Source organism: Lactobacillus gigeriorum DSM 23908 = CRBIP 24.85 (assembly GCF_000296855.1).
Lineage (GTDB): Bacteria > Bacillota > Bacilli > Lactobacillales > Lactobacillaceae > Lactobacillus > Lactobacillus gigeriorum.
In genome coordinates, this window is sequence record NZ_CAKC01000010.1 from 14434 (window position 1) to 28913 (window position 14480).

The window sequence follows — 14480 nt, forward strand, 5'->3', positions numbered from 1 at the left end:
TAAAATAAAGTTAATATTGAAAGCATTTTTATAAGGAGAAAATTATGAAAGCAGCAGTATTTGTCGAACCAGGTAAAATGGAAGTTCGTGAATTTCCCAAGCCAGTGATTGAAAAGCCAACCGATGCAATTATTAGGGTTGTTCGCGCTTGTGTATGTGGATCAGACTTATGGTGGTATCGCGGAATTTCTAAGCGACCTGCCGGCTCAACTACTGGGCATGAGGCTATTGGTATTGTTGAAGAAGTAGGTAGCGCAGTTTCGAACGTTAAGCCTGGAGATTTTGTAATTGCTCCTTTTACTCATGGCTGTGGTAAATGTCCTGCCTGCAAGGCTGGCTATGATGGAAATTGTATGAATCGCGAAAAGGGTGCAAACGGTGGTTATCAAGGTGAATACCTCCGCTTTATTAATGCGGATTGGGCTTTGGTAAAAATTCCAGGTCAACCTGGCGACTATAGCGAAGAACAATTAAATTCCTTGTTAACTTTATCGGATGTGATGTCAACCGGTTATCATGCGGCTTATAATGCTGAAATTAAAGCAGGAGATACAGTTGCAGTGATTGGTGATGGCGCAGTTGGTCTTTGTGCAGTCATTGCTGCTAAATTGTTAGGTGCCAAGCGTATTATTTCCTTATCACACCACGAAGATCGAGCAAAATTGACGACTGAATTTGGTGCAACCGATATTATCAGTGAGCGTGGGGATGCAGTTGTAGAAAAATTGTTATCTATGACTGAAGGTGCTGGTGCAGATGCTGTCTTGGAATGCGTTGGTGCGACGAGTGCATTACAACAAGCGGTTAAACTTGCTCGTCCAGGTGCAATTGTTAGTCGAGTAGGTATTCCGGAAACTGAGCCTAGTTCAAACGAATACTTCTGGAAGAATGTTGGCTTGCGTGGAGGAATTGCCGCAGTAACTACGCATGATCGTGATCATGGTTTGCTTGATGCGGTTTTGACTGGAAAAATTAATCCAGGCAAGGTATTTACTAAACGCTTCACTTTGGATGAAGTACAAGATGCTTATGCAGCCATGGATCATCGTGAAGCAATTAAATCATTGTTGGTTATTGAATAAAACAAGCCTATCATAAACATGAGCAGTTATGATGTATATTTGTAAACGGTAAAATGGTTTAAATGAAAAGAGGCTTTTGGATCATGAAATTAAAAGTACTTAACGTTTCACCTTTTCCGTCTAGAAAATCGGATGATAAAAAATATGTTGCTGTTGCTTTACAAGGCACGAGTGAACTTAATGGCAATAAGCATCTTTTAACTAAAGATGGAATTGAGCACAAAATCCTAGACCGTGCGTTATTATGCAGTCGAAAACCATCTGAGAATAAGATTATTGATTTAAAGGTTGAAGGACCATTTGATTATGATGAGTGCGAGCTTGTACCTTAATTGAATAATGAATTACTAGAACGATTTAACTAGCACCACGTGTATTTAAAAATACATATTCACTTCAAGAAAAGACAGCATGATTATCCTATAGGGAAAATCGGCTGTCTTTTTGGTGCTTGAAAAAATGATCAAATCAAATTACGAGTTTTTATTTAAGCTGGTTTGTGATTGTTTGCAGTACAATTAGAGTAAAAGATAGCGATGGAAGGTGAGGCAATGAAAGAACAGCTGTATACATTAGTGAACCAAACTGATATTTCCCAAATCACAGATGAGCAATTGTCCTATATGTTGGCCAATCTTGGCAATCCTGATCCAATTTTGCGGGATGAGATCATTTTTACACTCTTTGCACGAGCTTTTGACGAAGAAGTTTTTACTTCAGAACAAAAACAAGCTATTGTTGAATACTTGTTAGCTAACAATTGTCTTTATGAAGGATTAGGTAAAACAAGTGATTTAACGCTTATGAGAAGCTTCACGGCATTGGTTCTAAGTCTTGCCATTGATAATGATGCCAAGACTACTTTTCTAACAGACAGCCTGCGAAAAGAATTATTAAAAGCAGGACAAGCCTATGTTTTCCTTGAAAATGATTGGCGGAGCTATGATCCAGACAAAGGCTATATTCATGCATTAGCTCACGGAAGCGACTTGCTAGCTAGTTGTCTTGCCCACCCATCCTGTCAGTATGACCAGCAACTCCTAACTAAGCTACAGAACTTTGTTATCAAAATCGATCGTCCATTATACGAAAGTGAGGCTAAACGCTTAGCACGAGCGGTGAAAAAACTCTTGACCCGTTACCCGGATCAGGCTGAAATACTTACTGCTTTTGAAACTATTGATGTAGCTTGCTGGAAAAAGCTTGAATCTAGCAATGGACAATACTATTATCTTGATTTTTGGCAGGAGTTTTTATCCAGTTTGTATTTTTTAAGTGATCAACAAAGGGTAAAGGAATTCTGTCAAAACAAAGCAAATGACTATTTTACAAAGTTAGGTTACCGTGACTAAAAATAACAGTGTACATTTAAGAAAAATATATTGCAAAAAGTTAGTGTTTACAATAAAATAGTTTTAATTGTAAAATACAAAATAACATGAGAATTGTCAAAAAAGATTTGTATTTGCTGGGATTTTATACTATATTTAATACTGTTCTGACCTGAAAATGGTTGATATATAGAGATTGGGGATAAAGATGAACGAACAAACAGAAATTTTTTGGCGCGACTTTTGTGAAAAGTATGATCTGCCTCTTGATACTCCTGTACAAGCTTGGTCATTTGGGATGGATGACGAAACTGCCGACAAGATGGTTGATCTTGTAATGCGTGGTATTAAGACAGCAATTACTTCTTCATTTCTTGGCTATAATGAAAATGACCCAATGCCAAAAGTTGGGGATTACAGCATTGTGCTAGATAGCTCCAAGAAGCCTGTCTGTGTAATTCAAGACAAAGTGGTTGAAGTAATGCCATATAATCACATTTCACGCGCCTATGCTTATCTTGAAGGTGAAGGCGATCGTAGCTATAACTATTGGCGAAAGACACACGATGAGTACTTCAAGCAAGAATTTAAAGAATATTATCAAACAAGATTCATAGGTAATGAATTAATGGTTTGTGAAGTATTCAAAAAGATTGACTAGATAAAAAAGATAGCCGTTGATACAGATCGTATCGATAGGCTATCTTTTTTTGTGATTAAGCTAAATCAGAACCATTGTTAGCAATTACTTTTTGATACCAATAGAAGGAATCCTTAGGGTAACGTTTCATTGAACCCTTACCATAGTCGTCGGCATCGACATAAACAAAACCGTAGCGCTTCTTCATTTCACCGGTACTTGCACTAACTAGATCGATGCATCCCCAAGGCAAGTAACCCAATAAATCAACGCCATCTTCGACTACCGCTTTCTTCATTTGTTCAATATGGTTGCGGAGGTATTCAATCCGATATTGGTCATGAACTTGATGATCAGTTGTTAATTCATCATAAGCTCCCAAGCCATTTTCCACGATGAATAAAGGCTTATGCCAGCGATTCATCATCCAAGTTAAGGAATAACGTAAGCCAATCGGATCAATTTGCCAACCCCAATCATTTGCTTTGACATGTGGATTTGGTCGTAAATCTTGATACTCACGGTAATCATCATGGTCAGTGTATTCCGCCATGAATGACATGTAGTATGAAAAGGCTATATAATCGACTGTCCCTTTTTGGAGGATAGTCAAATCTTCAGGAGTTATATCTAACTTGATGCCTTTTTCTTCGAAGTAAGCTTTGAGCCAGTTAGGATAGTAGCCATTTACATGAACATCGCCAAAATAGAGGCGAGTATCCATCGCTCTTTGTGCAAATAAAATATCTTCAGGCTTAGAACTTGCAGGATAAATGGGACAAAATGCTAACATGCAGCCGACTTGCAAGGTCGGATCAATCGTATGAGCAATTTGGACAGCCTTAGCACTGGCAACGAGTTCGTAATGGGCAGCTTGATACATTAGCTGTTCTTTCTCAGCAGGTGATATTTCAGGGCTGAATTTGATGCCTGAGTTTTCGTAAACTGAAAGATCGCTCAAGTAATTGGTTTGATTATTGATTTCGTTAAAAGTCATCCAGTACTTAACTTTTTCATGGTAACGATCGAAGCAAACATAGGCAAAATGAGTAAACAAATCGATCAACTTGCGGTTGGACCAGCCACCGTATTTTTTCACGAGATTGATTGGCATCTCAAAGTGCGACAAGGTGATGACAGGTTGAATACCATTTTTCAATAATTCATCAAAAACGCGGTCGTAAAAGGCTAATCCGGCTTCATTAGGTTCAGTTTCATCGCCATTAGGGAAAATTCTTGTCCAAGCGATAGAGGTTCTAAAAGCTTTAAAACCCATTTCAGCCATCAACTTGATATCTTCTTGATAGTGATGGTAAAAATCTGAGGCTAAGTGGTTAGGATAGTATTTGTCAGCTTCGATGGCATCAGTTAATTCGCGTGGTGTCTCATGACTGCCTAAAGTCATGAAGTCCGCAATTGAAAGTCCTTTGCCACCTTCTTGATAGGCTCCTTCGAATTGATGAGCAGCGACCGCTCCACCCCAAAGAAAGTTATCTACGAATGTCTTTTTCATAGTTATTCCTCCGTAAAAATTTCATCAAGATAACTTTATGCGAAAAAGCTTATCTATAAAAGGGTTTTCATAAAAATAGATGGAGTTCCCTGAAAAAGAAAGAAATTCCACTCCTGGAACATCTTGTACCGTCATTTGTCAATTCTTGCAAATAAAATATGAATTAATGCTTCGATTAGATAAAGTGCTGGCATTTTTGACGAAAGATCAAAGTAGTAATGTATCCGATAATCTGGTTCGACATAACACAAACTATAATCACTCATTAGCGCTAAAGGGCTAGTTTCATTACCAGTTATGGCAACGATTTTAACATCGTCATTATTAACGACCCCATTCAAGAATCCTAGTACTTCTGAGGTAGTACCAGAATTAGAAATACAAAGCAAAACTGTGTTACTGGTATTTTGTAAACGTGATTCAAGTGGATAAAATGGATCAGTGACTGAACTGGAATTAAATCCAATTGAAGCAAGTTGACGTGCTCCATATTTTGCTAGAAAGCCAGATGAACCAATCCCAAAAAGAATAATGTTGTCTGCTTGATATAGCAGGTCGGTAACGATTTGTAGGCGATTAGAAATATCCTTGGGAAAATTGCTTTCGTCAATAAACTTTAACGGTGGCATTAGTGACTCGTGATTAGTAATGTTTTGTAAATAAGCTTTCATTTCAGGAAAACTAGAAAAGCCCATTTTATGGACAAAACGCATCACTGAAGAATTCGAAACATGGGCATTTTGCGCAATATCGCGTACTCGCATGTAGATTACTTTTTCACTATTGCTATTAATGTATCGGTAAATTGTGAGATCAATATCAGACAGGGTTGAAAGATCCTTATAATCAAAAAGTGCCATTGTAATAAACCTCTTTAGTAAAAATCTATACTTTATTTTACCATAAAACAATTTGGTACAGCTTGTTCCAAAGCTGGCATAATAACCAGGTTATGATTTTTATTCCTAAAAGCTGGCATTCTCTTGTAACTAGGTAAGGGCTTTCATATAATTCAAATTGAAAGTGAATTTCGAGAGGAGAAAAATTATGGGAGATTTTATAAACCGTAAAATTTTGCCACCAATTATGAAGTTTGTTAATACCAAACCAATTGTGGCATTAAAAGATGGTATGGTACTTTCCTTACCATTCATCATGGTTGGTTCAGTATTCCTATTAATGGCTTCATTCCCATTGCCTGCGGTAGCTAACTGGATGAACCAAATGGGCTTGACACCATACTGGAACCAAGCTTATAACGCATCTTTTGGTATTGTTGCAATTTTTGCAGTTGTAGGTATTGCCTATACTTGGGCTAAAAATGAACACGTCGATCCATTACCTGCGGGAATGACTGCTTTTGTTGGCTTCTTAATTATCATGAATCCAACTACAGCCGTTATGGATGGTACCAAAACGCTAGTTTCAGCGGAAAAGGCTCCAACTTTATTATCCGGCTTCATTGACCGTACTTGGCTTGGTGGTCAAGGTATGATTGCAGCCATCATTGTAGGTTTGATTACGGGATGGCTATATACCTGGTTTATCAAGAAAAAGATTACCATTAAGTTGCCAGATCAAGTTCCACCTGCAGTTGCTAGTTCATTTGTTGCCTTGATTCCTTCAGCCGCTTTGACAGTTTTGTGGTTGGCAGTATATATTTTCTTTGAAAAATTAGCTAATACGACCATGACCCAATGGATCTATGCTACGATCCAAACTCCATTGCAAGGTATTACCGACTCATTTGGCGGAATCTTGCTTTTGACGCTTTTAGTACCATTCTTCTGGTTCTTTGGTGTTCACGGAGCAACATTGGTTGGTGGTATTGCTGGACCAATTTTAGGTGCTAATGCTTTGCAAAACGCTGCTATTTTCAAGAAATTTGGTTACGTTGATGCAGCACACGGTGGCCACATTGTTATTCAAGGTTTATTTGATCAATTCTCAACAGTTACGGGTTCAGGAATGACCATCGGATTGGTCGTATTTATGGCATTCTTTGCTAGATCACAACAATTGAAGAGTATTGGTAAATTAGCCTTGGTACCTGGTATCTTCAACATTAATGAACCTGTTTTGTTCGGGTTACCTATTGTTATGAACCCACTTTTGGCCTTGCCATTTTTCATCATGCCACCATTATCTGCTGGTTCTACATACCTATTGATCAAGATCGGTGTCTTGCCATACCTAAATGGGGTACAAGTTCCTTGGACTACTCCTCCAGTAATTTCCGGATTCTTGATCGGTGGTTGGCGTGTTGCAATTTGGCAAGCAATCGTCTTAGTAATTTCATTCTTAGTTTACTTCCCATTTGCAAAGAGCTATGACAATATGCTGTTTGAAAAAGAACAAGCTGAAATTACTGGCGAAAAATAATATCTTTACGCAGTTGCAGAAATGCAGCTGTTTTTTTGTAGAATTTTTACTCGTTAACAAAAAAGTGCATATTATAAGCTATAATATTTTTTATAATATTTATTTACCTGATATTTCAGTATGAATGTAAATAAAACAAGATTTGATTTGAGTGAATATGCATGGAAGAAGCTAACATCAAGAATAATTTAACCGAAACAGTTTTAAATAATTTTATCGATCAAGAACAACATTTACCTGATGGTAATTTATCCGCAAATTTAATTTTCAATCAAAACGCACGTAATAATGTTTATAGAGTTTTGAAAATGAAACTTGCCACATGCAAAGCCTTTACTTTTGCCGTTGCTTTTATTACTCATGATGGCTTATCCAACTTTTTGACCATCTTAGCGGATTTAAAAAAAGCGGGAATAAAAGGCAGAATTTTAACCTCAACATATCTGTACTTCAATAAACCTGAAGTTTTTCGCGCATTAATGAAAATTGATAATGTTGAAGTTAGGATCTTTGATGACCGGGATGAAGAAGGTGAGCTTTTACCTTTTCATGCTAAGGGATATTTATTTGATTATGGGCAATATCGTTCGGTAGTAATTGGTAGTTCTAATCTTACTAGTAATGCATTATTGAAAAATTACGAATGGAATCTAAATGTTAATTCGTTAGAAAATGCCGAATTAACAGAACAAATTAGTTTGAGTATCGAAAACGAATGGGCTAAGTCTATTCCATTAACGCAAGAATGGCTAAATGTTTATCAAATTAAGTATGAGCATAATCAATTTCAGCAAGAACAACCGATTGTTGAAGAGAATAGCCAAATTGAACAACATATTGAACCAAATAAAATGCAAGAAGCTGCTCTGAAAGAATTGGCCAGTTTTAGAAAAAATGGGAAAACAAAAGCTTTAATTATCTCTGCTACGGGAACAGGAAAAACTTATCTAGGAGCATTTGACGTTCGGCGTTATCAGCCAAAAAGATTTTTATTTGTAGTTCACCGTGAACAAATTCTAGAAAAATCACTTCATTCGTTTTACCGAGTAGTTGGTGGAAATTTAAGTGACTATGGGATTTATTCTGGTAATCGCCAAGATGGCCTGACAGCAAAATATGTTTTTGCGACTGTCCAAACTTTGTCAAAAGAAGAAAATTTAAAGAAATTCAAACCAGATGAGTTTGATTATATTTTGTATGATGAAGCTCATCACTTAGCTGCTAGCCAACATCAGAGAGTCTTTAACTATTTTAAGCCTAAATTCTGCTTAGGAATGACAGCAACACCAGAACGAACGGATGATTATAATATTTTCAAGTTGTTTGATTATCAAGTAGCTTATGAGATTCGACTTGAAGATGCGTTAAAAGCTAAAATACTTTGTCCATTTCATTACTATGGTGTTGAGGATTATTTTTATCAAGATCAATTGATTGGTGATAAAGCAAGTCTTAAACGACTTGCAAGTAATGAACGTGTTGATTACATCATTCAGCAAACAGAATACTATGGTTATTCTGGTGATGTACTTCATGGCTTGATTTTTTGTAGTAGTGTGGAAGAAGCTAAAGCTTTGGCAGTTTTACTTACTGAAAAAGGTTATCCAAGTCAAGCACTTTCTGGTGCGGATTCTCCTGAAACCAGAAATCAAGCTGTTCAAGCTTTAGAAGCTGGAAAATTAAAATATCTATTAACAGTTGACATTTTTAACGAAGGTATTGATATTCCTACGATTAATCAAGTAGTTTTCTTACGCACAACTCAATCAAGTATTGTTTTTATTCAGCAATTAGGTCGCGGTTTACGAAAAGCATCATCAAAGAGTTATTTAACAGTTATTGATTTTATCGGGAATTATGCTAATAACTATTTAATTCCAATAGCGCTATCAGGGGATAAGTCTCATAATAAAGAAAATATCCGTGATAATGTTGACATGGATCCTATTGTTGATGTTTCGGTCATTAACTTTACTGAGGTTGCTAAAGAGCAGATCTATCGCTCGATAAATAATAAAAACATGTCGAACTTGCTTGAGTTAAGAAAAGAATTTCAACTCGAAAAGATGCGTCTTGGTCATGTTCCTACAATGTATGAACTTCAGAGAGATTCGATTGATTGTCAGGTAATTGCTGATAAATGCAAGCATTATGTCAAGTTCTTATCAGAAATGAAGGAAGAGACACCGGAATTTTCTGAATATCAATTAAAGGTTTTACAATTCCTGACTGTAGTTTTAGCAAATGGAAAACGAAAACATGAGTTATTACTTTTGAATTCGTTGCTTGATAATCCAACTATAAGTGAACAAGAATTTGAGAGAATAGCCCAGGATAATGGGTGCTATTTTAATAGCGAAGTAATGTATTCTGTAGATCAATTATTAACCTTAGCTTTTTATGATCGAAAGTCACTACCAAACAAAGATAGCTTTGGTGGACATAGTTTAATTAAGCATCAAAATGGAAGTTATCAATTGAATAATGTTTTGCTAGAAGCTTTACAAAATCCCGAATATATGAGCTTTTTTAGGGATGCAATTGAGACTGGTTTATTACGAAGTGAGCAATATCAAAGTGATCAGCTCTTTACGATTGGTAAGAGGTATAGTCGCACTGATGCATGTAGAATTTTATGCTGGGAAAAAATTCTCCCAGGATTAAACATTGGTGGTTACAGGTTTGATGATGAGCACCATAATTGTTGTATCTTCGTAACTTATGATAAAAATGATGGTGCTAGTTTGCGTTACCCAGATAGATTTATCGGTCAATCAATTTTAAACATGTATTCAAAGACTAAGCGAAATTTGGAAAGCAAGGATATTAAGGCTTTTGCCAATCCCAACTATGATTTGCATTTGTTTATTCAAAAATCAGATGATGACCAAGCTAGTTTTATCTATCTGGGGACTTGCAAGGCAATGCCAAAAAGTTTTAAACCACAAACAATGAAAGTTATTAAAGGCAAAGATGTAAAGCTGGAATCTGTAGTATCATTGAATTTAAAGCTGGATACGCCTGTTGATTTAGATACCTACTATATGCTAACAAAGGTGAAATATTAATAGAGTTAGTTTATGATAAGGACAATGAATTAATTAATCCTTATAGTTGCTGTTATGAAAGTGTGACTTATAGATCACGCTTTTTCTTTATGGAGGTAAAAATGGCTAACTTGGCAGATGCAAATGGAAGAGCATATGTAGATTACGAAATATATGAACTAAATCCCAAATTGTTTGATACTTTTTGGCGACAATTGAAAGCTTCATCACTGGATGAATATGGAATTTTTATCACCACTTTTAACAAGAATGAAATAGAATTTCAAGGTACCGGTCGATGGACTATGGGTAATACAATTGAAGGTATTTTGGATCCAGAAGAAGTGTCAACTTTATCCCAAGTAGCTACATTAGTTCGAGAAAACCAAGGCTTACTTCATTTTGAATATGATGAATATGAACCTGGTAGCGAAATACTTAGAGCGGTTGAATTGGCTTTTTCCTTTGATCAAGCTGGTAAACCAATAGTTGTTGAGGAAACAATGGATGATTATCCATACTCGAAAGAAATAATTGAGAGTTTAGGATTTATGCCTCTTGATGAATTGATTTTTAATGATCGGTCACAAATCAATGCTAAATTGATCAATTAAGAAATTTTATTAATGAAAGTGCTTTTTCTCGACAAAAAGACATTACACCGTATATAATTAACTTGTAGGAATTATTGGATACTTTCAATCACGGAGAAAGTACGATGAAAAGAAAGGTCTTAGCAGGAGTAGTGGCATTGCTGGCCATTACGCCAATTACTGCAAATGTTAGTCAACTATCGGTAACTCCAGTGCAAGCTGCCCAAAAGACTATGGTACCTAAAAAGTTTCGTGGCAACTGGGCAGCTTCCGTTGGGAAGGCAATGATTATTCGCTTTAAGCTGACAAAGTAGACCTTCAAAGGTAAATTGATTTTTAAAGGAATTGAAGATCAAAAAATACCTTATGAAGCAAGTTATGATATTGTCAAACCCCTGGTTTATAAATTGACGAATCAGGCTACTAGTGTTGGTCCTAACCAAGCAAGCATTACGAAACTTGGTAAGAACAAAATTATGATTACTACCAATCAACCTGGTGCGGTCAAGATGTACATCACTAGAGGTAAAGCGATAATTAATGGCAAAAAGTATAATAAGGTTTTAAATGTGAGATACAATACATCTAGAACTATTCCGTTTACTACTGATAGTTTCACTAATTGGTAACAAATAATTCTGTCATATCGGTTCACTAAAGCAGCTACAACAGCAAGTAGCTGTTTTTTGTGCATTTTAATACCTTTTTGTTTAAATGTAAGCGAAAACATTTATAATTATTAACAAAAGGTAGGGGAGAATTATGACACAATATTTAGTTTATGATGTTGGCGGAACAAATTTAAAGTACGCCTTGATGGATAACGGTGGGTATATCATCACTAAGGGTAAGGTGGCATCGCCAGATAATTTACCAGCCTTTAAACAGGCACTCTTTGATATCGCTGATCAATTTACTGACGAGTTTGAAGCGATTGCCATGTGTGCACCAGGAAAGATCGATACCAAGGAAAAGACGATCTACTATGGTGGTGCTTTGACTTATCTTGATGGTTTTAATTTGGTAGAAAATCTTGGGGATCGCTATCAAGTTCAAGTTAGTGTTGAAAATGATGGGAAAGCAGCAGCCCTTGCTGAACAATGGCTCGGGAAACTGAAGGGTGTTGATACCGGTGCGATGATGACGCTTGGAACTGGCGTTGGCGGTGGGATAATTGCCAATGGTAAATTGCTCCACGGTCGTGATTTCCAAGCTGGCGAATTAAGTTGGATGTTACTTAGAGCGAGTGAAGGAGTCGAAAAGGTCAGTTCCTACACAGCAATTCTTTGTTCAGCAGTGCAAATGATTAAACGGGTTAATGAAAGCCTTGGCAACGATCAACTTGATGATGGTTTAGCTGCTTTTACGGCAATCAACAAGTGGCAACCAGAAGCCTATGATATTTTTTCAGAATTTTGCGCCAACATTGCCCAAATGATTTTGAATGTCCAAACGGTAATCAATGGTGAGAAGATTGTCATTGGTGGTGGGATCAGCGCTCAACCAATTTTGATTGAAGAAATTAATTATCAATTTGAAAAGCTTCTTGGAAGTAATGAAATGCTTGGTGGTCAAATTATTCCACCGGACATTGTGGCTGCTCGTTTTCAAAATGATGCCAATCTTTATGGCGCTTTGTATGCTTTACTGCTTCAAATCGATAGCGAATAATTAAATTTAACCAATTTTTTACCAGCGACCTAGCAGAAAAGTTTCATAATTGAGACAGACATTTAAGTGACTAGAGGGTATAGCTATGGACATAATAGAACTGAACAAAGTGTCTTATCAGGTAGAAGATAAACAAATTTTAAAAGAAATAGATCTTCATGTAGCTGAGGGCCAAAGAATTACGCTTACAGGTCCTTCCGGCAGTGGAAAAAGTACGATTCTAAAGCTAGTTTCCAGCTTGATTTCACCAACGCAAGGGCAAATTAACTTTCAAGGCAAAGATGTAGCGCAGTTAGATCCAATCTCATATCGGCGCCAAGTGTCATATTGTTTTCAACAGCCGAGTTTGTTTGGGACAACCGTTGCTGACAATCTCCGCTTTCCGTTTGAATTGCGCGACGAACCATTTAACCAACAACAGGCAGTGGAACTTTTATGGCAGGTTGATCTTGACGAGTCGTATTTAAATAAAAAGATCGAAACTCTATCTGGTGGTGAAAAGCAACGGGTTGCATTGATTCGCAATCTACTGTTTCCACCGAAAGTTCTGCTACTTGACGAAGTAACTACAGGCTTGGATGAAAACAGTAAGGCGATCGTACATAAACTGATTCGCAATTATCATCAAGAAGGGACAACTATTCTTGAAGTAACGCATGATGCGACTGAATTAGATTTAGCGAATTATCTGATTACGATCAAAGAGGGGAAGCGAGTTAAATGAAAGATTTAAATATCAGTAATTTATCTTTAGTACTAGCGTTTGCGATGGTCATGATTTCAATCGGGATCAGTACTCATGAAAAATTGGGTTTGGCCAAAGATACTTTGATTAGCGTAGCACGAGCAATCATACAGTTGATAATCGTCGGCTATATTTTGCGCTTCATCTTACATTTAGATAATTTATGGCTTACGCTCGCAGCTACGTTGGTAATTATTTTCAATGCTTCCTGGAATGCGAATAAACGCGATCCCAACCCTAAGCGAAAATTATCTAATTCATTGTTAGCACTGTTAGTTGGAACCTATGTCACCTTAGGCTTATTGCTAGCCACGGGAGTAATTAAATGGGTGCCAGCACAAATTATTCCGATTACGGGGATGATTGCCGGCAATGGCATGGTAGCCTGTGGTTTATGCTACCGAGCATTAAATAACTCTTTCCATGATTTGCGGCAACCTTTGCTTGAACGTCTTGCTTTGGGAAGCGACCTTAAGACAGCTTGCTTGCCGATTTTACGAAGAAGCATCAAAACTGCTATGCAGCCTACGATTGATTCTGCCAAAACTGTTGGACTAGTAAGTTTGCCAGGGATGATGTCAGGGTTGATTTTTGCAGGAGTAAATCCTGTTAATGCGATCAAATATCAAATCGTAATAACCTTCATGTTATTGTCGGCTACAGGGATTAGTTCAGTAATCTCTTGTTACTTAGCTTATAAAAATTACTTCAATGAACGGATCCAATTGGACTACTAATTAGCATTTGCCTATGGCTGCTTAACTATTTATTTTTGTTAGGGTATAATGTAAACATTATCAAGAATGAAATTGAAATAGATAGTAGGAAAGTTTAGTTTGGGAAAAAGCAGACAATATGTTTGGTGCTTGATCGAATTTACCAATGGAGAGCAACAATGGTATTGCGTCAGCACGGTTTTACGCGAGGCAATTTTGCAAGAGCGCGAAGTGAATCCTTATTGGAAAAATACGATGATTGGCAATTACTTGACGGTATCTACCAGACGCTATATCAATGGAAGAGCGCCACTTACCGTGGGGAAGATTAAACGCATCAGTGTATCTAATCACCGTACAAGAGGGACGAATTGGACCCGAAACCAATTTGTGACACCAGAACACTTAATGAATTTTAGAAGTGCCTATAACTATTTGCGTCATGATTATAGTTGGTATAATCATTTTGCAATTTGGATGGCACTTAAATACTGGCACAATGAATTGAAACAAGTGCAGATTCGCAAAACTAAGCGAAGAATTAAGCAACTTCGTTGGAAGACGCGTTTAATTGCCAAAAAAGCACGAAAAAGACAAAATAGAAGCAAGCAATAGACTCAGGTTTTTAAATGAACCTGGGTCTATTTTTTACCGAATTTGTGTTAAAAAGGACATCATACGCTAAGTGTAAAATAATTTGCGGTAAGGTAAAGAACAAATGAAAAAGGAGTCAAATCCCCCTAGGGACTTGACTCCAAAA

Annotated in this window: 15 protein-coding genes; 13 read left to right on the plus strand and 2 right to left on the minus strand. The window is 36.9% G+C overall.

Translation table 11 applies throughout. The features are described from left to right. Positions 1-44 precede the first annotated feature (44 nt). From BN52_RS01105 to BN52_RS01120, 4 genes are all read left to right on the plus strand, one after another. Positions 45-1082: a zinc-dependent alcohol dehydrogenase family protein gene (locus BN52_RS01105; protein ID WP_008472224.1), complete on the plus strand. Its 1038-nt coding sequence runs from the start codon at positions 45-47 to the stop codon at positions 1080-1082. 83 nt (positions 1083-1165) lie between these two features. Beyond that, positions 1166-1414, plus strand: a complete 249-nt coding sequence (locus BN52_RS01110) for a hypothetical protein (RefSeq protein ID WP_008472225.1) — start codon at positions 1166-1168, stop codon at positions 1412-1414. A gap of 219 nt (positions 1415-1633) precedes the next feature. Beyond that, complete coding sequence (locus BN52_RS01115) at positions 1634-2434, plus strand: DUF2785 domain-containing protein (RefSeq protein ID WP_008472226.1); 801 nt, start codon at positions 1634-1636, stop codon at positions 2432-2434. A 187-nt stretch (positions 2435-2621) separates the two neighbouring features. Then, positions 2622-3074 carry an ASCH domain-containing protein gene (locus BN52_RS01120; RefSeq protein ID WP_008472227.1) on the plus strand — a complete coding sequence of 151 codons (453 nt, stop codon included), beginning with the start codon at positions 2622-2624 and terminating at the stop codon, positions 3072-3074. 55 nt (positions 3075-3129) lie between these two features. Here the strand turns inward: BN52_RS01120 and BN52_RS01125 are convergent, their stop codons facing one another. After that, positions 3130-4566, minus strand: a complete 1437-nt coding sequence (locus tag BN52_RS01125) for a 6-phospho-beta-glucosidase (protein WP_008472228.1) — start codon at positions 4564-4566, stop codon at positions 3130-3132. Positions 4567-4697: 131 nt separating this feature from the next. Next, positions 4698-5426 (minus strand): MurR/RpiR family transcriptional regulator, encoded by a 729-nt coding sequence (locus BN52_RS01130; protein ID WP_008472229.1) that lies wholly within the window; start codon positions 5424-5426, stop codon positions 4698-4700. Positions 5427-5613: 187 nt separating this feature from the next. Here BN52_RS01130 and BN52_RS01135 point away from each other — a divergent pair, with 187 nt between their 5' ends. From BN52_RS01135 to BN52_RS01175, 9 genes are all read left to right on the plus strand, one after another. Next, entirely contained in the window at positions 5614-6948 is a 1335-nt protein-coding gene (locus BN52_RS01135) for a PTS sugar transporter subunit IIC (protein WP_008472231.1), read from the plus strand. A gap of 161 nt (positions 6949-7109) precedes the next feature. Further along, a complete protein-coding gene (locus tag BN52_RS01140; RefSeq protein WP_008472232.1) occupies positions 7110-10016 on the plus strand; it encodes a DEAD/DEAH box helicase in 2907 nt (968 codons plus the stop codon). A 101-nt stretch (positions 10017-10117) separates the two neighbouring features. Next, positions 10118-10609: a hypothetical protein gene (locus tag BN52_RS01145; RefSeq protein WP_008472233.1), complete on the plus strand. Its 492-nt coding sequence runs from the start codon at positions 10118-10120 to the stop codon at positions 10607-10609. 104 nt (positions 10610-10713) lie between these two features. Next, positions 10714-10902, plus strand: a complete 189-nt coding sequence (locus BN52_RS01150) for a hypothetical protein (RefSeq protein ID WP_008472234.1) — start codon at positions 10714-10716, stop codon at positions 10900-10902. A gap of 15 nt (positions 10903-10917) precedes the next feature. Then, entirely contained in the window at positions 10918-11217 is a 300-nt protein-coding gene (locus BN52_RS01155) for a hypothetical protein (RefSeq protein WP_008472235.1), read from the plus strand. Between the two features lie 133 nt (positions 11218-11350). Next, positions 11351-12259, plus strand: a complete 909-nt coding sequence (locus BN52_RS01160) for an ROK family protein (RefSeq protein ID WP_008472237.1) — start codon at positions 11351-11353, stop codon at positions 12257-12259. An 85-nt stretch (positions 12260-12344) separates the two neighbouring features. Further along, a complete protein-coding gene (locus BN52_RS01165) occupies positions 12345-12983 on the plus strand; it encodes an ABC transporter ATP-binding protein (protein WP_008472238.1) in 639 nt (212 codons plus the stop codon). After that, positions 12980-13741, plus strand: coding sequence for an ABC transporter permease (locus BN52_RS01170; RefSeq protein WP_008472239.1), 762 nt, complete (start codon positions 12980-12982; stop codon positions 13739-13741). The genes BN52_RS01165 and BN52_RS01170 overlap by 4 nt, the downstream gene beginning before the upstream one ends. A gap of 99 nt (positions 13742-13840) precedes the next feature. Next, the gene (locus tag BN52_RS01175) at positions 13841-14335 is read left to right on the plus strand and encodes a DUF7679 family protein (RefSeq protein ID WP_008472240.1); all 495 of its coding nucleotides are present in this window, start codon (positions 13841-13843) and stop codon (positions 14333-14335) included. Positions 14336-14480: the final 145 nt, after the last annotated feature.

Bases quoted from the DNA above. Each gene is read 5' to 3' on its own strand.
- BN52_RS01135 (WP_008472231.1), top strand. From the start codon at position 5,614: ATGGGAGATTTTATAAACCGTAAAATTTTGCCACCAATTATGAAGTTT.
- BN52_RS01160 (WP_008472237.1), top strand. From the start codon at position 11,351: ATGACACAATATTTAGTTTATGATGTTGGCGGAACAAATTTAAAGTAC.
- BN52_RS01145 (WP_008472233.1), top strand. From the start codon at position 10,118: ATGGCTAACTTGGCAGATGCAAATGGAAGAGCATATGTAGATTACGAA.
- BN52_RS01150 (WP_008472234.1), top strand. From the start codon at position 10,714: ATGAAAAGAAAGGTCTTAGCAGGAGTAGTGGCATTGCTGGCCATTACG.
- BN52_RS01130 (WP_008472229.1), bottom strand. From the start codon at position 5,426: ATGGCACTTTTTGATTATAAGGATCTTTCAACCCTGTCTGATATTGAT.
- BN52_RS01105 (WP_008472224.1), top strand. From the start codon at position 45: ATGAAAGCAGCAGTATTTGTCGAACCAGGTAAAATGGAAGTTCGTGAA.
- BN52_RS01125 (WP_008472228.1), bottom strand. From the start codon at position 4,566: ATGAAAAAGACATTCGTAGATAACTTTCTTTGGGGTGGAGCGGTCGCT.
- BN52_RS01115 (WP_008472226.1), top strand. From the start codon at position 1,634: ATGAAAGAACAGCTGTATACATTAGTGAACCAAACTGATATTTCCCAA.
- BN52_RS01110 (WP_008472225.1), top strand. From the start codon at position 1,166: ATGAAATTAAAAGTACTTAACGTTTCACCTTTTCCGTCTAGAAAATCG.
- BN52_RS01165 (WP_008472238.1), top strand. From the start codon at position 12,345: ATGGACATAATAGAACTGAACAAAGTGTCTTATCAGGTAGAAGATAAA.
- BN52_RS01120 (WP_008472227.1), top strand. From the start codon at position 2,622: ATGAACGAACAAACAGAAATTTTTTGGCGCGACTTTTGTGAAAAGTAT.
- BN52_RS01140 (WP_008472232.1), top strand. From the start codon at position 7,110: ATGGAAGAAGCTAACATCAAGAATAATTTAACCGAAACAGTTTTAAAT.
- BN52_RS01170 (WP_008472239.1), top strand. From the start codon at position 12,980: ATGAAAGATTTAAATATCAGTAATTTATCTTTAGTACTAGCGTTTGCG.